The 17901-nt window shown below is 66.5% G+C and carries 13 protein-coding genes and 1 pseudogene; 8 read left to right on the top strand and 6 right to left on the bottom strand.

All coding sequences use genetic code 11. The features are described 5' to 3' along the window. The first annotated feature begins 342 nt into the window (after window positions 1–342). The 5 genes from OHB12_RS20200 (at window position 343) to OHB12_RS20180 (ending at window position 7620) form a co-directional block, all read left to right on the top strand. Window positions 343–957: a TetR/AcrR family transcriptional regulator gene (locus OHB12_RS20200; protein ID WP_327121283.1), complete on the top strand. Its 615-nt coding sequence runs from the start codon at window positions 343–345 to the stop codon at window positions 955–957. Window positions 958–1137: 180 nt separating this feature from the next. Continuing rightward, window positions 1138–1785 carry a TetR/AcrR family transcriptional regulator gene (locus OHB12_RS20195; protein WP_327110149.1) on the top strand — a complete coding sequence of 216 codons (648 nt, stop codon included), beginning with the start codon at window positions 1138–1140 and terminating at the stop codon, window positions 1783–1785. A gap of 478 nt (window positions 1786–2263) precedes the next feature. Beyond that, complete coding sequence (gene mfd, locus OHB12_RS20190) at window positions 2264–5875, top strand: transcription-repair coupling factor (RefSeq protein WP_327110148.1); 3612 nt, start codon at window positions 2264–2266, stop codon at window positions 5873–5875. 134 nt (window positions 5876–6009) lie between these two features. Further along, window positions 6010–6693, top strand: coding sequence for a MazG family protein (locus OHB12_RS20185; RefSeq protein WP_327121281.1), 684 nt, complete (start codon window positions 6010–6012; stop codon window positions 6691–6693). A 42-nt stretch (window positions 6694–6735) separates the two neighbouring features. Beyond that, window positions 6736–7620 (top strand): serine hydrolase, encoded by an 885-nt coding sequence (locus OHB12_RS20180; RefSeq protein WP_327110147.1) that lies wholly within the window; start codon window positions 6736–6738, stop codon window positions 7618–7620. Between the two features lie 173 nt (window positions 7621–7793). On the opposite strand, the gene OHB12_RS20175 is transcribed toward OHB12_RS20180, so the two are convergent. The 3 genes from OHB12_RS20175 to OHB12_RS20165 all read right to left on the bottom strand — a co-directional run bounded on the left by OHB12_RS20175 (window position 7794) and on the right by OHB12_RS20165 (window position 11997). Next, entirely contained in the window at window positions 7794–8369 is a 576-nt protein-coding gene (locus OHB12_RS20175) for a TerD family protein (protein WP_327110146.1), read from the bottom strand. A gap of 66 nt (window positions 8370–8435) precedes the next feature. Further along, window positions 8436–8921: a hypothetical protein gene (locus tag OHB12_RS20170; RefSeq protein ID WP_327110145.1), complete on the bottom strand. Its 486-nt coding sequence runs from the start codon at window positions 8919–8921 to the stop codon at window positions 8436–8438. 265 nt (window positions 8922–9186) lie between these two features. Beyond that, on the bottom strand, window positions 9187–11997 hold the full coding sequence (locus OHB12_RS20165; RefSeq protein WP_327110144.1) for an ATP-binding protein: 2811 nt from the start codon (window positions 11995–11997) through the stop codon (window positions 9187–9189). A 195-nt stretch (window positions 11998–12192) separates the two neighbouring features. On the opposite strand from OHB12_RS20165, the gene OHB12_RS20160 reads away from it, so the two are divergent. Further along, on the top strand, window positions 12193–13398 hold the full coding sequence (locus tag OHB12_RS20160; RefSeq protein WP_327110143.1) for a phosphotransferase: 1206 nt from the start codon (window positions 12193–12195) through the stop codon (window positions 13396–13398). A 120-nt stretch (window positions 13399–13518) separates the two neighbouring features. Here OHB12_RS20160 and OHB12_RS20155 read toward each other — a convergent pair whose 3' ends face one another. Continuing rightward, window positions 13519–13872, bottom strand: coding sequence for a hypothetical protein (locus OHB12_RS20155; protein WP_327110142.1), 354 nt, complete (start codon window positions 13870–13872; stop codon window positions 13519–13521). Window positions 13873–14018: 146 nt separating this feature from the next. Here OHB12_RS20155 and OHB12_RS20150 point away from each other — a divergent pair. Beyond that, window positions 14019–14462: pseudogene (locus tag OHB12_RS20150) on the top strand (L-histidine N(alpha)-methyltransferase). A 3-nt stretch (window positions 14463–14465) separates the two neighbouring features. Here OHB12_RS20150 and OHB12_RS20145 read toward each other — a convergent pair. After that, on the bottom strand, window positions 14466–14921 hold the full coding sequence (locus OHB12_RS20145; RefSeq protein ID WP_327110141.1) for a flavodoxin domain-containing protein: 456 nt from the start codon (window positions 14919–14921) through the stop codon (window positions 14466–14468). Window positions 14922–15442: 521 nt separating this feature from the next. Here OHB12_RS20145 and OHB12_RS20140 point away from each other — a divergent pair. Continuing rightward, a complete protein-coding gene (locus OHB12_RS20140; protein WP_442799821.1) occupies window positions 15443–16906 on the top strand; it encodes a stealth family protein in 1464 nt (487 codons plus the stop codon). Here OHB12_RS20140 and OHB12_RS20135 read toward each other — a convergent pair. Further along, window positions 16854–17807 (bottom strand): phosphodiesterase, encoded by a 954-nt coding sequence (locus tag OHB12_RS20135; protein ID WP_327110140.1) that lies wholly within the window; start codon window positions 17805–17807, stop codon window positions 16854–16856. The two genes, OHB12_RS20140 and OHB12_RS20135, sit on opposite strands and share 53 nt — an antisense overlap. Between the last annotated feature and the right edge of the window lie 94 nt (window positions 17808–17901).

Raw genomic sequence — 17901 nt, 5'->3', positions numbered from 1 at the left:
CTGCCGGCCTCGTGGTCACCGGGGTCCAGAGTGGGCTCGGTATCCGCCGCGTTGCCAGGCGGGTGGCGGGGGCTGTGGAGCAGTTGTCGCCGGACGGCTGTGGAGCAGTTGTCGCCGGACGGTAATGTCATGCGTGCGGGAGGGCAGCCAGGTACGCGAGCTTCCTGAACGTGACGGCTGATTTCGCACGCACATGGGTAACTCGTCGGGTACGCCCAAAACCCAGCCGGGCAGGTGACCGTCGGCCCGGTGCGAAATCGTCGAGGCACCCACGACCGGCAAAAAACGCGGAGAGGCGGAATTGTGTCTTCGGGTGAGTCGCATCGGGTGTCCCGGCCGCGGATGACCGGTACCCAGCGGCGTCAGCAGTTGATCGAGATCGGTCGCGCGCTGTTCGCCGAACGCGGATACGACGCGACCTCGATCGAGGAGATCGCGCAACGTGCCCAGGTCTCGAAACCTGTCGTGTACGAACACTTCGGCGGCAAAGAGGGGTTGTACGCGGTCGTCGTCGATCGCGAGATGTCGATGCTGCTCGACATGATCACGTCCTCGCTCACCCAGAATCGGTCCCGAATTCGGCTGGAACAGGTCGCGCTAGCACTGCTGACCTATATCGAAGAACGGACCGACGGGTTTCGAATTCTGGTGCGCGATCAGCCCGCCGCCGCTGCCGAAGGCCGGTATTCCAGCCTCCTCAACGAGGCGACCAACCAAGTGGCGCACATACTGGCGGACGATTTCGAGCGCCGCGGTTTCGACACCAGCCTGTCTACGCTCTATGCGCAGGCACTGGTCGGTCAGGTCGCCACCGCCGCCACCTGGTGGCTCGACGAGCGCACACCGTCGAAAGAGGTTGTCGCGGCACATCTGGTGAACCTCTGCTGGAACGGACTCAGCCATCTGGAAGCCCATCCGCGACTCAGCTCGGAATGGCGCGCGAGCACCGGGGAGTGACTCGGATGTTAACCAGCAAATTGCGCTGTAGGTCTGATCGAATGCTCGAATCCGCTGCCGGGCGGGCAGCTGATGGTACGGTTCACCCATCCTCTGGGTGCTGTTCGAGCGGTAAGTCGGTCTACTTCGGGATTTCGGTCTACTTCAGGATGGCTGGTTTTGGGATGACAGGCGGATCTGATGGCTAGGCAAGCGCGCGCGGAGATCACGCGCGATTCCGTCCTTGCTGGCGCTGCCGATGTCTTTCTGCGCTTGGGATATGCGAATGCGAGCCTGAGCGAGATCATCGCGCAGTCCAACGTAACCAAGGGCGCCTTGTACTTTCACTTCGGCTCGAAGGAAGAGCTGGCGCGCGCCGTGGTCGACCAGGGCAACGAGCGACTGATCAGCTCGTGCCAGGGCTTCTTCGATCCCAGAGTGCCCGCGCTGGAAGCGTGCATCGGCATCACCTACGTCGTTGCCGACCTATCGATGAACGACCCGATGGTCGGCGCCATGCTGAAGCTGACCCACCAGATCGGCGACTACCGCGGCGCGCAGGGCGACAACATCGCCAAAACCTGGGGCGACACCTACCGCCTGCTCTCCGAGCGGGCCGTCGCCCAGGGCGATCTGGAGTCCCACCTCGACCCTGAGGTCATCGGCCTACTGCTGCAAGAAGTGACCGCGGGCGTGCACATCACCGCAGTCGGCACCGAGACGATCGACCAGATGGCGATCAGGATGGAACGCGCCTGGTTCTTCCTGCTGCCGTCGCTCGTCCCCGCGGAGAAGCTGTCGTACTTCCGTGAGTTCGCCGCCCGCAGACTCCGCCGCTACGTGCCGTAATTTTGGCCGCGCGGGCGCGGCGGGTTCGCGGCCCCCTTTTGGCTCGCGTCCGAGCGACCGACGCTGGCGACTTCGTCGCGGACGCGTCGGCCGCTCGGACGCGAGCCGGGCCGCGAACAGGGGAATGCTCGGTCTCGCTGCGCTCGGAAATGGGGGTTCGGCCGGTGTGGTTGTGTGAGGCGGTATCGGCGGCACTGGGGTGCGCCACCCTTGGATGGCTCGCATTGGGTGGCTCGTGGCTGGGTACTGCCACTGGTGACTTCGTCGCGGAGGCGGCTGGACCAAGCGGCGAACCACCCCGATCAGCGCTCGCTCTCGCCAGGCCAAACCACAAAACGCCTGGTCGACCCTCTTCCCGCTCTGCCGGGGGTGAGTCTCGGACGCTCGGATGCGAGCCATCCAGGGGCCGCGAACCCGCAGCGCCGCAGGCGCTGCAAAAATCAACACCATAACGCCCGCCTGCGCTCAGGAGTTGTCGATGTCCACCCACCGCCCGCCGTTGGCGGGACTGGCCGCCGCGGCCGGTGCCGATACCTCGCTACGGACTGTCGCGGAGCTGATCGGCACTGCGTCGGTCGAGTTGGTCGCGCCGTCCGCGGTGCGGCCGTTCGTGGCGGCGACCGTCGCGGCCGAGCGGCCGTTGGTGGTGGTCACCGCGACCGGGCGCGAGGCCGACGATCTGACCGTCGAGCTCGAGGAGATGCTCGGCGCCGCCGTGGCGCAGTTCCCATCTTGGGAGACGCTGCCGCATGAGCGACTCTCGCCAGGCGCCGACACGGTGGGGCGCAGGCTCGAGGTGCTTCGCCGGATCGCACACCCCGACGATTCGACCTTCCCGGGGCCGTTGCGCGTGGTGGTGACCACGGTGCGGTCGCTCATGCAGCCGATGGCGGGCGGGCTCGGCGACATCGAGCCGATCGTGCTGCGCGTCGGTGTCGAATTCGACTTCGACGAGTTGCTCACACGCCTGGTCGAATTCGCCTACACCCGGGTCGACATGGTGGGCAAGCGCGGCGAGTTCGCGGTGCGCGGTGGCATCCTGGACGTCTTCCCGCCGACCGCCGATCATCCGGTGCGCGTGGAGTTCTGGGGCGACGAGATCGCCGAGCTGCGGCCGTTCGCGGTCGCCGACCAGCGCTCGCTGCCGGACGTCGCGGCGAATGTCGTCGTCGCGCCGCCGTGCCGGGAATTGCTGCTCACCACGGCGGTGCGCGAGCGCGCCGCCGAGGTCGCCGTCGCCAACGCGGCGGACGCGGCGCTGGTCGAGATGCTGGAGAAGCTGGCGCAGGGCATCCCGGTCGACGGCATGGAGGCGCTGCTGCCGGTACTGCAACCCGGGCAGCTGCGCCTGCTCACCGAGGTGCTGCCCGAGGGAACCCACGTGCTGCTGTGCGATCCGGAGAAGATCCGCACCCGCGCGGCCGATCTGGTGCGCACCGGCGAGGAGTTCCTGGAGGCATCCTGGACGGCGGCCTCGTTCGGCGGCGCCGCTCCGCTCGGTGGGCACGGGCTCGACCTTGCGGCCTCGGCCTACCGTCCGCTGCCTGAGATCCACGCCAGCGCCGACCGGCATGGCCTGCCCTGGTGGACGCTGAGCCCCCTCACCTCCGGTGACCCGGCGGAGGTCGTCCTCCCGGTGCTGACCGGTCCCGCTGCGCGCGGTTCCGACGAGCTGGTGGCGACTATCTTCGCCTCGCTGCGCGCGCACGTATCCACTGGTGGCATGGCGGTCGTGGTCGTCGCGGGACAGGGTACGGCGCAGCGCGTTCTGGAACGGCTCGCCGATGCCGACGTGCCCGCGGCGGCGCTGGAATCGGGCGCTGAGCCGAGCGCGGGCGTCGTCGGCGTGCTGTGCGGCTCGCTGCACGACGGTCTGGTGTTCGACGACGCCGGGCTCGTGGTCGTCGCTGAATCCGATCTCACCGGCAACCGGGTCACCGCCCCTGCCGAGGGCAAGCGGATGCCCGCCAAGCGGCGCAACCAGGTCGATCCGCTGGCGCTCAACGCGGGCGACATGGTGGTGCACGATCAGCACGGCATCGGCAAGTTCGTCGAGATGATCGAGCGCACCGTCGGCGGCGCGCGTCGCGAATACCTGGTTATCGAATACGCGCCGGGCAAGCGCGGTCAGCCCGGCGACCGCTTGTTCGTGCCGATGGAGTCGCTCGATCAGCTCTCCCGCTACGTCGGCGGTGAGATGCCGAGCCTGTCCAAGCTCGGAGGCTCGGACTGGGCCAATACGAAACGCAAGGCGCGCAAGGCCGTTCGCGAGATCGCGGGCGAGCTCGTGCAGCTGTATGCCGCCCGCCAGGCGGCGCCGGGACACGCGTTCGGGCTGGACACGCCATGGCAGCAGGAGATGGAGGATGCGTTCGCGTTCACCGAGACCGTCGATCAGATGACCGCCATCGCCGAGGTGAAGGCGGACATGGAGAAGCCGGTCCCGATGGACCGAGTGGTGTGCGGCGACGTCGGCTACGGCAAGACCGAGATCGCCGTGCGCGCCGCCTTCAAGGCAGTGCAGGACGGCAAGCAGGTCGTCGTGCTCGTGCCGACCACACTGCTCGCGCAACAGCATCTGCAGACCTTCACCGAGCGCGTCTCCGGCTTCCCGATCACCGTGCGGGGGCTTTCCCGCTTCACCGATCCGCCCGATGCCCGCGTCGTGCTGGAGGGCATGGCCGACGGCAGCGTCGACATCGTGGTCGGTACCCACCGGCTGCTGCAGACGGGCGTGCGCTGGAAGGACCTCGGCTTGGTGGTGGTCGACGAGGAGCAGCGGTTCGGCGTCGAGCACAAGGAACACATCAAGGCGCTGCGCACCCATGTCGATGTGCTCACCATGTCCGCGACGCCGATTCCGCGCACCCTGGAAATGAGCCTGGCCGGCATCCGCGAGATGTCCACGATCCTCACGCCGCCCGAGGAGCGCCACCCGGTGCTCACTTACGTCGGCGGGTACAACGACAAGCAGGTCACCGCCGCCATTCGGCGCGAGCTGCTGCGCGACGGCCAGGTGTTCTACGTGCACAACCGCGTGTCGTCGATCGACAAGGCGGCCAAGCGGATTCGCGATCTCGTGCCGGAGGCGCGGGTCGCGGTCGCGCACGGGCAGATGAACGAGGACGCGCTGGAGTCCACCGTGCAGGGCTTCTGGCAGCGGGAGTTCGACGTGCTGGTCTGCACCACGATCATCGAGACCGGACTGGACATCTCCAACGCCAACACACTGATCGTGGAACGCGCCGACGCCCTCGGCCTCTCGCAGCTGCACCAGCTGCGCGGCCGGGTCGGGCGCAGCAGGGAGCGCGGCTACGCCTACTTCTTGTACCCGCCGGAGAAGCCGCTCACCGAGACGGCCTACGACCGCCTGGCCACGATTTCGCAGAATTCGGATCTGGGTGCGGGCATGGCCGTCGCGATGAAGGATCTCGAGATCCGCGGTGCGGGCAACGTGCTCGGCGCCGAACAGTCCGGCCATGTCGCGGGCGTCGGCTTCGATCTCTACGTCCGTCTGGTCGGCGAGGCGGTCGAGGCCTATCGCGCCGCCGCCGACGGCAAGCCGATCACCACCGAGGAGATCAAAGAGGTGCGCATCGACTTGCCCGTCGACGCGCACATCCCGCCCGATTACGTCGCCAGCGACCGCCTCCGCCTGGAGGCGTATCGGAAACTGGCCGCCGCGCAGGATGATGCGGCGCTCGCGCTGGTCGTCGAGGAACTCGTCGACCGGTACGGTCCGCTGCCGGTCGAGGTCGGACGCCTCGTTTCGGTGGCCAAGCTGCGACTGCTCGCCCGTGCGTACGAGGTCGCCGAAATCGCCGTCACCGGAACGACGTTGAAGATCTCACCGCTTCATCTGCCGGATTCCAAACAACTGCGCCTCAAGCGGATCTACCCGAGCGCGGGATACCGCGCCGTCTCCGGCGTGGTGCAACTTCCGTTGCCGCGGGTGGAGGACAGCGTCGGGGCCGAGCGGGTCCGCGACGTGGTGCTGCTCCAATTCGTGGCCGACCTGCTGCTCGCCCTGGACGGAAAGGCCCAGGGCGCGGTCGATCTCACCGTCGCCACCGAGATGTCGGTCCGATGAGTTCGACTCGCGACGAATCCGTCTTGCGTGCCGCACGGCACGCCGCCTCCGGCCGCACGCCGCCCAACGGTGATCGGCATCTGCCGAGCGACACGGCGGTTGTCGCGGCCGGTCTCGCCGGAGCTGTCGAAGTCATGGACCGCCTGTGGAATTTCGGTGGTTGGGAGGTCACCCAGACGCACGACTCCTTGCGCCCATACCTGCTCGAGGAAACCTACGAACTCCTCGACGCCATCCAGCACGAGGACGCCGAGACCATCAAGGAAGAACTCGGTGACCTGCTCCTCCAAGTCCTTTTCCACTCTCGAATAGCCCAAGCCGCAGGCGAATTCACTGTCAACGACGTAGCCGCCGCCCTGGTCGCCAAACTCGTCAACCGCAGCCCCCATTTGAGCGACGCCGATTTCGCCCCCGACGCGACCGTCGAGGAGAAGATCGCCGCCCAGGAACGCGCCTGGGAGGAACGCAAATCCGCCGAGAAGTCCCGCGGCTCTTGCCTGGACGGCATCGCCATGGCCCAACCCGCCTTGGCTCTGGCGGAAAAGATCATCTCCCGCAGCACCAAAGCGGGCCTCCCACCCGACCTCATCCCGGAAGGGCTGCGCGTAGTTCATCTCGGCGGCCTGGACAGCGCCGAGGAACGCCTCCGCAAAGCAACCCTCACCTTCGCCTCCGTCATCCGCGCGGCCGAGGACGCGGCCGAAAATGTACGTGGCGAACGTCTTCCGCTCACTTTCGATGACTGGCGTGCGTTCTGGATGGTCGCACACCGAAACGTTCATGACAATGCGATCTGGCGGATGGGGACCGGCAGCTGACAGCCCTCTCGGTTCGCTAGATCAGGGACGGAAGGAAAGCCTGTGCGTTCTATTGCGATCTTCGGGCACCGAGGGAGAAGACCATTCCTCGTGGTGCTGTCCGGTGTGTTGTCGGCAGTGCTGCTGACCGTGACCGCGGTGACGATCGGGGCTCACTCCGCAACCGACGACGCGCAGTTCTCCCAGAACGGCACGGGGTTCGATCCAGCGCTGCTGGTCCGCATCGAGCAGGCCGAAGCGTACGCAAGGACTCGTCCCGGGTTCGCGGGAATCGTGGTCCGCGACCGTATGACCGGTGCCGTATGGCGCAGCGCGGAAGCGGGCGCGCTCGTCTGGGCGTGTTCCACGCCCAAGTTGGCCATGGTGGTGGATTTGCTGCTACGCAACGACTCGGGCGCGATCACGCTGACCGCGGAGGACCGTGAGCTGATGCGCAGGATGCTGAACTCCAGCGACGACCAGGCGGCCACGACGATGTGGGACCGCTATGGCGGTGAGGCGGAGTACCCGACGCGGTTTCCGTCCTACGGCATGACGGACATGAAGTTCACCGACCAACACAAGCATTACTGGGGCTGGATCCTGACCACGGCGAACGATCTCGACCGTCTGATCAACTACGTGCTGGAGCAGCTGCCTGCGCGGCATCGGGACTACATCGTCGATGAGATGCGTTCGGTCGATGTCAACCAGCAGTGGGGGGTCTGGGGCGCGGGCGCGAAGGCGCGGCCGGGGAACAAGAACGGTTGGTCCGACGACAACGACGACGGTTCCTGGCTGATGAATTCAGTGGGGTTTGTCGGCCAGGACGAGCGGTACACGTTGGCGATCATGGACAACACTCGGGTGATCGAGGGCGGTGACAAGGTCGGCATGGAGACCACAACCAGGATCAGTGAAATCCTGTTCGACGGCTACTTCGGCTGACCGCGAGTGCGACCCCGCACAGCACACGTCCGGCCGGCATCAGTGGCGCCGCGAGCACCACTACTCGGACCTGCCCGATGTGCTCGGCCGCGCTGGGCGGATCTTCCGGAACTCGATGCGTCGCACTCCATCAAGCGGAAGATCCGCGCCGCGATCGCGGAATTCGAGAGCCGTCAGACGTTCACGCCGTAGTCGCGGGCGATACCCCCGAGACCCGACGCATACCCCTGGCCGATGGCGCGGAATTTCCACTCGTTGCCGTGCCGGTACAACTCGCCGAACACCATCGCGGTCTCGACGGAGGCGTCCTCGGTCAGGTCGTAGCGGGCCAACTCGACGCCGGTGGCGGCGTCGACCACCCGGATGAACGCGTTGCGGATCTGGCCGAACGACTGTCCCCGCGCATCGGCGTCGTGGATGGACACCGGGAAGAAGATGTTGGTGATGGTCGGCGGGGTCGCCATGAGGTCGACATTGATCATCTCGTCATCGCCTTCGCCCGCGCCGGTGAGATTGTCGCCGGTGTGCTCGATCGATCCTTCGGGCGAACGCAGGTTGTTGTAGAAGATGAAGTGCTGGTCGGACAGCACTTTCAGATTCGGTCCGCACGCGAGCGCGCTCGCATCGAGGTCGTAGTCGGTGCCGGTGGTGGTGCGCACGTCCCAACCGAGACCCACCGACACCTTGGTGAGATTCGCCGCCTGCTTGGACAGCGAAACGTTGCCGCCTTTGGCCAAAGTGACGCTCATGATCCCCTTCCGCGCGGCACACCGGTGCCGCCTGTCTCCGTTGCTATCGGGAACTGTTGTACCGGTTCAGTTCTGGTTGTCTATCCAGGATTGCAGCGTGGCCACACGCCCTTTCAGTGCACGCAGCTCGCTCTCGTCGTCGAGCACCGTACGCTGAATGCCCTGCGCCACGGCGAAGGCCGACTGGCGGTGGTCGTCGATCACCTCGACGTCGATCCGGACCGCCACGTAATCGGTGGCGTCCGGCATCTCCTCGGCGACGACGTGCGCGGTGCCCCGCGCGCACATCGCCACGTTGCCCGCACCGAGGATCAGTAGTGCGACCTCGGGCCGCTCCTGGAGCCGGGCCAGCGAGCCGCGGTCGAACTTGAGGCTGATCAAGATCTGCCGATCGCCCGCACGCACCGGCCAGGACACCGGGATCGCGTGTGGCGCGGGATCGGTCGTGACCAGCACGCCGATTGTCTCCAAGGGCCATTCCGGGAGCACGTCCAGCTCGGGATGATCTAACAAGGGGTCTTGACGTTGAACGGGGCTCGCTCCGGATGCCATCTGCGTCACCTCATGGATCGTCGCGCGCGGCGGGCTGTGCCGCGCTTCATAGCAGTCTAGTACTGCGACGGCGCCTGCCTGAGTTAGTCCTGGTCGGTCTGACATATGGTGCTGGATCGTATTGTGGCCGAGCTGGTTACCCGCTCAGCATTGCTCATGTCCTTCGGCCATGACTTTCGCGCGCGGCGCTCTGGTGTGCTCCGGAGAAGGTTCGTGGAGGTCTGCTGTTCGGCCGGACCGCGCCGTACCCGGGCGGGCCACGGAATCATCGAGTACGTGGCATGGCCGCAGCGATCTCGCGCCGTGACCGTAGGTCGAGTTTCGCCAGGATATTCGACACGTGTGACTGAATCGTGCGACGCGACAGGAACATCTGCGCCGCGACGTCGGAATTGGAGCAGCCTTCGGTCACCAGCGCGGCGACCTTGCGCTCGGTATCCGTCAGGGCGGCCCACCCGGACTTCGGGCGGTTGCGCGGACCGCGGACACCCAGCCGAATTCCATATGGCCGCACGCGTGCGACCGCGCGGCCGGTATCCCACGATGCGCCCAGCCGGCTGTAGAGCCCTATCGCGGCTTCCAGCGCGCTACGGGCGTCGGCATCTCGTCCCGCGGCAGCGAGCAGCACGGCGGCGTTCTCGTGGGCCTGCGCTTCGTAGAGCGGCCACCCGGACTGTTGGAATGCGTTGACGGCCATGAAGAGGGCGTCGGGATCGTGGTCGGCCAGACCTCGGCAGAGCAGGGCCGTTCCCTTTCTGCCTGCGGTCGCCCGTCGCGCCAGGAGCTCGTCCGCGGCGGCTACCACCGACTGGGCCGCATCCTTGTCACCGACATCCGCGGCCAGCCGGGCGATGTCCGGGAAGATGTAGTGCAGCGTGGACGCGGTCATGCCATCGGCCAGCCGCTGATGGGTGCCGGCGAGCAGTTTCAGCGCTACGTCCGGGTGACCGCGGGCCTCGTGCGTCAAGGCCTTGACCCAGGGGTGGACCTGCGCATAGCCGGTGCTGCCCAAGCGGTCGTCCGGCGCGGGAATACCGTCCGGGTCGGGCAGGAAGGTGCCGCGGTGAATTCCGATGAGTGCCGCCAGGCTGTGCGCGACCGGCGCGTATCCGAGCGCGTCGGGCCCCTCCATGCTCGCCGTGCATTCGGCCAGCGCATCGTCCCAGCGGCCGTCCAGTAGGTACAGTCGCGCCTTGGCAAGCAGGTTCGGGGACAGGTACACCCCGTGCATCCGGCGGTTGTGCCCGATGGCCTTCTTCAGTGTCTCTTCGGCGTCGGTGAGCCGATCGAGCTCGATCAGGCAGTGTGCGTACAGCACATAGGGATCGAACTGGTCCGATCCGGTCCCGTCCTCGAAGATGGTGAGGATCCGAGTGCTCAGATCCATCGCCTCGTCGAGGTGGCCCTGGGTGTAGCGCACCGCACCCACCGCCATGAGACCGTATCCGGTGGCGAGCGGGTTCCCACTGTTCTGCCCCATCGACATCGCCCGTCGGCCTGCTTGCTCCGCCGCCTCGAACCGCTCGAGGAAGAAATTGTCCAGTCCGCACATTCCCAAAAATCGGCCCGCGTCTTCGGCACCGAGATCCATGGTGGACAGCGCTGTTTCGGCGACGACGACAGCGTCTGCCAACCGGCCCTGCGCTTGGCAGACTTGGACGAGCAACCACCGCAGTTCGACGTCGTGGCTGTGTTCCGGTCGCGTGTGCAGCGCGGCGCGCACGACGGACTCGGCCTCCGCGGCGCGGCCGTTCCACAGCAATGCCCGGGTCTGCCAGCGGATCAGCACCGAGCGCATGGCGCCGTCGAGGTCCGTCGCGGTCGCCACGCGGTTCAGCAGCTGCACGGCCAGCTCGGGCGCTCGCACGATCAGTTTGTCGGCCACGGCCACCAGCCAGTCGAGACTTGTCTTGTCGAGCTCGTGGCCGCCGGTCGACAGATAGTAGGCGACTCGCTCGATCGGCGCATCGGTTGCCTGCAGGACCTGCCCCGCCCGCCTGAGCAGATCCGAGCGCAGCGAAGCAGGTACCTGATCGGACAGTACATCGCGTATCAGATCGTGCCGGAACACCAGTTCGGAATTCACCCGAGTAAGCAGCCCGCCATCCATCGCCTCGGTGACGGCGCTCCAGACATCCAGGAGGGGGCTGTTCAGCACTGCCGCCAGTTCCGCGACATTGATGGCCGGTCCCAGGGCGGCCGCCATCGGCAGCACGTCTCGCGTCGGGCGGGACAGGAATTCCAGCCGCTGTGCGATCGCGCCCGCCAGCGAGGCGGTCGGACCGTCGTCGGCAGCCGTTTCCATCGCGGCGGCGGTTTCGGCGATCACCGTGATCGCCTCATCGCGCAACAACGCGGCCACCAATTCGGTGATGTGGAGCGGATTGCCGCCCGCACCAGCCACCCTTCGCAGCAAGCCAGGGCCGGGGGCGGCACCGACCATGTGTCGCACCAGTGTCGCCGCAGCCGAGTCGGGGAGTGCGTCCAGTCGGATCATCGGGGCGCGACGTTCGACCAGTTCCGCCGACAGCGCGGTGAATGCCTGGTCTCGAGGCCGTGGGCGGGCCGCGAGCAGTAGCAGGAGCGGCAGCGGTGTGATGAGGGCGCAGAGCCGACGCAACACCAACAGGCTCGACGTGTCTGCCCAGTGGACGTCGTCCATGATCAGTGCGACCGGAGTAGCGACACACCAGGTATCGATGTGATCCAGAATCGCCTCGGTGATGGTGAACTCGTGGGTCGCCGCCGCGTCGCCCGCCCGATCCCCGCTGTGCAGCAGCGCGCGAATCGGATCCGACCCCGAGCCGGATGGGGTGCCGTCGACATCCAGCCAGGAGTGCACCGCGGCGAACGGCACGTCCCGCTGCAGTTCCATGGCGGCGCCGATGCGCACATGCAGGCCCGCCGCGGCAAACCGGATCCTGGCTGCCTCGAGTAGCGAGGTCTTGCCGATACCGGGTTCGCCTTCCACGAGCACCACGGCGCCCTGCCCCGCGGCGACTCGGCCCGCGAGGGCCGCCAGGTTCTCGATCTCGGCGTCACGACCGACGAAGACTGTCGCGAAGGGCTCCTGCATGCAGGTGAGCTTAAACATCTCGAGCGAAGGCGGCCGGTCGAACTGTCCTCTGGCGGGCCTGACCGTACGGATATTTCTTTCCGGTGCGACGGATGTTCCGCTCCCGCACGTGCCATAGCGTGCCTGAAAGCGGCCCGATACCCAGAACTCCGTCGGGCACAGCAATCGAAAACCACCGAGTCGAGGAGATATTCGTTGGCGTCCAGTGCTGCCACCCGTAACCCCGTACTAGAGGTGATGCGGGGGATCATCCGCATAGGTGGTCATGTCGCCAAGGAATCGCTCACCGGGCCTCGGGCCCGTGCCGCGACCGACGTCCCGGTGACCGGCCGTGAGGTGACAGCGGAATGGCTGACGGCGGTGCTGTGTGCCGGGCATCCCGGCGCCGATGTCGAAGCGTTCGATACGCAAGACGTGAGCGCCGGCACGTCCACCCGCTGGAAGCTCAGCGTGAGCTACAACGACGCCGGACGGGCAGCAGGCCTGCCGGAGCAACTGTTCGCGAAGACCACCGCGGGCTTCAAACAGCGCCTCACCTTGGAGCTGGCCGGAATCCTCGGCGGTGAGCCAGGTTTCTTCAGCCACGTGCGGCCGGCGCTGGACATCGAAGCGCCGCGCGGTTACCACAGCGCGATCGACTATCGGTCGGGCCGGACGATCTCGTTGCTCGAGGACATCGTCAGCACCAAGGGCGCCACCTTCAGCACGCCGCAGACCCCGATCGACCGCACGCAGATGGAGGATCTGCTGCGCACCATGGCGACCTGGCATGCCCAGCACTGGAACGATGCCGAGCTCGAGCAGCATCGGTGGCTCAAGCCGCCGCGGGCGCACTTCGCCAATCTCGACCGGTTGATCGGTATGTCGAAACGAGCACGGGTGGGAGCCCGGCGGGCAGCCGCGGTGCTACCGGAAACGCTGCTGGCCGACCATGATCGGCTGTATCGGGCGCTGCAACGATCCTTGGAGATCGCCAGCACCGGTGCACAGACCTTCTTGCATGGCGACAGTCACATCGGCAACACCTACATGACCTCCCACGGTCGCATGGGGTTCACCGACTGGCAAGTCGTGCTGCGCGGCAGTTGGGCGTATGACTTCGCCTATGTGGTGGGCTCCGGCCTCAGCGTGCACGACCGGCGGGACTGGGAGCGTGACCTGCTGGCCGTCTATCTCGAGCGTTTGGCGGCCTGCGGTGCTCCGGCACCCGATTTCGACACGGCGTGGCTATCCTACCGACAGCAGGCGTTGTATCCGTATTTCATCTGGTTGGCGACCATTGGCCACAGCGCCATTCAGCCGAAATACCAACCGGACGAGATCTGCCTCGGCATCATCGAGCGCACCGCCGGCGCGGTGCTCGACCTCGATGCCGTGAAAGCGATCGAGGAAGCGGGGTAATCCGTGCAGATCATCAGTAATCGCTGCCACACGTTCGAATACATGGTGACGGAGCCGAGCCCGTGCGCGGTCGACCTGGAGCCGTCGGCCGTCTGGGTGCGCAGGTATTTCCACGATTGCCTACTCGTGACCGTCGGCGTCGGCCACGGTGATCTCACCTTGGCGGGCGCGGCGGTACAGGTAGTTCGGCACATCGTCGACGAGACCGATGCGTGGCAGGTTGTCGTCGACGGCGTAGCCCACCTGCCGGTATCCGGTGACATCGCGAATGCCCCTGCGGAAGTGGATGTGCTTTCGGAGCTCGCCGACACCCTCGACGTCTTGGCGGAATTCGCCGAACGCCTGGAAGAACGCGGCGAACGAGTCCATCTGATGCCTTTCGGTTGGCACAAGACCTGCCGCGTCGATGCCATCGCGGGACCGCGAGCACGGCAGGTCCTCCAGCTGTCCGCCGACGGCACCGGCTCCGGTCATGTTCCCGCGAATCCGGTGTGTCTCGGCGCGCACACCTTGTCCATGCGGCCACACGGCGGACGCCGTTCGTCCAGATTCTGGTAATTCGAGCGCTTCTCCACCGGAATAGCGGTCGAGTATCCGCACGAAAGGAATTCACGGTCGACATGGGATCCACGATCGATATTCAGCTCACCGCCGCCGATTTCCGCGGCCAGCTGTCCGAGGACGTTCTGCCGGGGTTGGCCACGCGTTGGAAATGGTTGCCGTCCAAGTGGTTCTACGATGCGCAGGGCAGCAAGCTGTTCGAGGCGATCACGGAGCTCCCCGAGTATTATCCGACCCGTATCGAGCGTGCGCTGCTGTAAGACAACGCGGACGAGATCGCGGTCGCAGTGGGCGGCGCCACCGAGCTGGTGGAGCTCGGGTCGGGTTCGCGGGAGACGACGCGCCTGCTGCTGAATGCGTTGAGCGGTTGTGGGTCTGTGCGATCGTTCGTGCCCCAGGATGTCTCCGAATTTGCCCTGCGTGCTGCGATCGAGTGGATCGGCGAGGAATTCCCGCGATTGGAGATCCACGGAATCGTCAGTGACCGTGGACTGTTCTCGTGATTTTCAGGCCGAGACGAGTGCGGGGATGTCGAGCGTCGCGGCCCACTCTCGGGCCATGTCCTCGGCGCGGACCTCGGTCGAGGCGTCGTGCCGCCCGTGCTCGCCGACCTGGGCGGCCCCGCATGCGATGAGCTTCTGGGCGATGATTTCGCTGCCGCGGTTGAAGGTGTCGCCGTACACGGTGTCGCCGAGCCCGAACACGGCGAACCGCAGCCCGGTCAGCTGCGGTGGGCGCCGGTCGAGCGCGTCGGAGAACGGTTCGGCGCCGGTCGGCAGATCGCCGTCGCCGTAGGTCGAGCAGACCACGATGTAGAAGTCGTGCACGTCGAGGTCGTCGACGTCGAAGTCGGTCATGTCGCAGACCGAGACCTCGTGCGCCGACGAGAGCTCGTCGGCGATGCTGTCCGCGGCGGTCTCCGCGGTCCCCATCTCGGTTCCGAACAAAACGACGACGCGCACCAGCGCCACCCCTTCCAGGCCTATATGGTGAGGCTATCCTAACTGCGCGGCCTCCGGTGTGTCACGGCCAGGGGTTCGCCGGTCGGAGCGGAGGGGCAGCGGAAGGGCAGGTGGAAACCGAGCGTTCCGATTGACGTAATGCCGCCCGCGTTGCATCATTCGTAACGGGTCCCGTTTTTCTCGGGGCCGTCCACTATTTTGCTGCCGGCCGATGACCGTCCGGCTCGGCGTGCTGCGGCTCGCGCCCTCGTCGGCGTCGCCGCGCACGAGTGCAGCGCTTCCATCTATGACGCTTCGGCGTCCGGCCGTGAGTGAGGTGAAAACGAAATGGTTTACCAGTCGTCTGGATATCAGGTGAGCAATTCGTTCCTGCGCTTCGGCACCCTTCCCCACTTCTGAATGTCGCGCCGAGCGCGGCCACCTCGAGTCGATGTCGCGGCATCGACTCCAGGCGCCGCCCGACCTCGGCGCGGACCCGGATAAGAACGAAAACCGGTGTATGGACAGATGTGGAGACAGCCATGATGGACAAGGGAGCAGTGAATTCGGGGGCGGTAGAAATGGTGGCGCGGCCGACGGCGGCCAATCTCGCCGCATCGACCGCGATGATCGAGGATCTCGGCTATCTGCGCGCGGAATTGGCGGCGGCGGAGGTGCCGTTCCTGCTCGTGCGCGACAGTCGAGACCGGTTTGTGCTCGCGGCCGACGCGGCGCACCATCTCATGGTGCGCCGGGTGGCGGCGGCGGCGATGTCCGCGGGATTCTCGTGTATGGAACTGGGGCACAACGTCTTCCGGCTCGGTCGCGACCTCGACCCGGCCCACCACGTCGATCTGGAACTGTGGGAATACCACGGTGACACGGTGACCTGTCCGCGCCCGAACGCGTTGACGCGCCCCGTCTTCGACCTCGCCGACGTCCAGGTCACACAGGTGCGGTTGTTCGACCGCGCCTGGCCGACCTTGGTGGATATGTTCGCGCCCCAGCCGACCGACGTCGACTTCGACATCGACCTGGTGTTCTCCTGGGTGGACGGCTCTGATCCCGAGTTCCGCGCCCGTCGAGCCGGAATGCTCGCCCAGGTCGTGGTGGGGGAAGGTGACGACGCGGACGCCAGGATCCGGCAGATCGACGAGCTGAAGTACGCGCTGCGGTCGGTGCACAAGAACGCGCCGTGGATCCGGCGGATCTTCATCGCGACCGATTCCACGGCGCCGGATTGGCTGACCGCGCATCCGAAGGTGACAGTGGTGCGCGCGGTCGACCATTTCCGTGACACCGCGGTCTTGCCTACCTTCAATTCGCACGCGGTGGAATGCCAGTTGCAGCACATCGAAGGACTCAGCGAGCACTTCCTGTACGCCAACGACGACATGTTCTTCGCGCGCCCGGTTCGTCCGTTCATGTTCTTCACTCCGGCCGGGGTGAGCCGATTCATCGAGGCGGACACCAGGATCGGCCCTGGACCGAACGACGAGCGGCGCAGCGGATTCGAGAACGCCGCACGGGTGAATCGCAGACTGCTCGCAGAACATTTCGGGCATGTCATCACCCGGCATCTGGAACATACGCCGGTTCCACTGTGCCGCAGCGTACTGCTGGAGATGGAAGGGGAATTCGCGGCCGATTTCGCGCGAACCAGCGCGAGCCGATTCCGCTCGGCGACCGACATTTCGGTAACCAATTCCCTGTACCACTACTACGCGCTGCTGACTGGTCGCGCGGTGCCACAGGAGGCGGCGAAGGTCCGCTACGTCGACACGACGAGCTACCGGGGCCTTGCCCTGTTGGCGGGGTTGGCGCGCCGCCGGGAGGTCGACTTCTTCTGCCTGAACGACGGCAGCTTTCCCGAGATCGCGGAGGCGGAGCGGGTCCAGGCGGTGTCGGAGTTCCTCGCCGAGTACTACCCGGACACCGCGCCGTGGGAGCGGCTCACCGCACCGCCTCGTCATCCGATTCCGGAGTCGACGCCCGGCGCCGCATAACCTGCGGGATGCCCGCGGCGGGCGGTATCACGATGCCCTCCTCCACCAGTTTCCGGTTCGCTTCCTCCGGCGTCGCGGGGGTGCCGACCGTAGGACCACGGTCGATGGGGACCACGGAGTGCACCACGGTGTCCGGGTAGACGTGCACGTAGTTGAAGGCCTGTGCGCCGTCCCGGCCACGCGTGCCGCCCTGCGCGACGCCGAGGTCCTGGCTGTAGCAGGTCGCCGACGCCACCGAGACCGGGATGCCCGCGAAGGTGGCGCTGGTGGAGTAGTGCAGGTGGCCCGCGAGGATGGCGCGCACGTCGCTGCCGTCGAGCACGTCGGCCAGCCTGCGCTGGTCGCGCAGCTCGACGGTGACGGCGAGATCGAGCACACAGGGGACGGGCGGGTGGTGCATGGCCAGGATGGTGCCGAACGGGGCGGGCCCGGCCAGCACCGAGCGCAGCCAGGCCAGCTGGTCGTCGGTGATCTCGCCGTAGTGGTGTCCGGGGACCGAGGTGTCCAAGGCGATGACGCGCAGGCCGTCGATCAGGTGGACGCGATCCAGCGGGGATGTCGAGGCATGCTCACCGAGCAGCTGGGTGCGCAGCGCGGCGCGGTCGTCGTGGTTGCCGGTGACCCACACGATCGGCGTTCGCAAACTTCTAGCGAATGGTTCGACGATCGCTTTGAGCTTGTCGTATGCGGCGGGCTCACCCTGGTCGGTGAGGTCGCCGGTGAACACGATCGCGGTCGGTCGGATCCGGCTGGACGCGGCCTGCTCCAGCAATTGCCGTAACCGCAGGTCGGCATCGACATCGCCGTACAGCGCGTCGTCACCGGCGAGGAGATGAGTGTCACTGAAGTGGAACAACACGTGATCCGGTCGCGGGTGCTCCGCGACTCTGGTGATGGGCACCGGGCCGACGTCCCTCCCGGCGGTTTGCCCGCCATTGGCTTCGATTCCGTCGCCAGGATAGCGAGGACTATGGACAGGATTCCCGCTGCCTGGT

It is taken from the genome of Nocardia sp. NBC_01730, from assembly GCF_035920445.1.
Taxonomy (GTDB): Bacteria; Actinomycetota; Actinomycetes; order Mycobacteriales; family Mycobacteriaceae; genus Nocardia.
The sequence above is the reverse complement of the archived record's forward strand: the minus strand, read 5'-3'. Positions and strand labels throughout refer to the sequence as shown.

Bases quoted from the DNA above. Each gene is read 5' to 3' on its own strand.
- OHB12_RS20200 (WP_327121283.1), top strand. From the start codon at position 343: ATGACCGGTACCCAGCGGCGTCAGCAGTTGATCGAGATCGGTCGCGCG.
- OHB12_RS20195 (WP_327110149.1), top strand. From the start codon at position 1,138: ATGGCTAGGCAAGCGCGCGCGGAGATCACGCGCGATTCCGTCCTTGCT.
- mfd (WP_327110148.1), top strand. From the start codon at position 2,264: ATGTCCACCCACCGCCCGCCGTTGGCGGGACTGGCCGCCGCGGCCGGT.
- OHB12_RS20185 (WP_327121281.1), top strand. From the start codon at position 6,010: ATGGACCGCCTGTGGAATTTCGGTGGTTGGGAGGTCACCCAGACGCAC.
- OHB12_RS20175 (WP_327110146.1), bottom strand. From the start codon at position 8,369: ATGAGCGTCACTTTGGCCAAAGGCGGCAACGTTTCGCTGTCCAAGCAG.
- OHB12_RS20170 (WP_327110145.1), bottom strand. From the start codon at position 8,921: ATGGCATCCGGAGCGAGCCCCGTTCAACGTCAAGACCCCTTGTTAGAT.
- OHB12_RS20165 (WP_327110144.1), bottom strand. From the start codon at position 11,997: ATGCAGGAGCCCTTCGCGACAGTCTTCGTCGGTCGTGACGCCGAGATC.
- OHB12_RS20155 (WP_327110142.1), bottom strand. From the start codon at position 13,872: ATGACCGGAGCCGGTGCCGTCGGCGGACAGCTGGAGGACCTGCCGTGC.
- OHB12_RS20140 (WP_442799821.1), top strand. From the start codon at position 15,443: ATGATGGACAAGGGAGCAGTGAATTCGGGGGCGGTAGAAATGGTGGCG.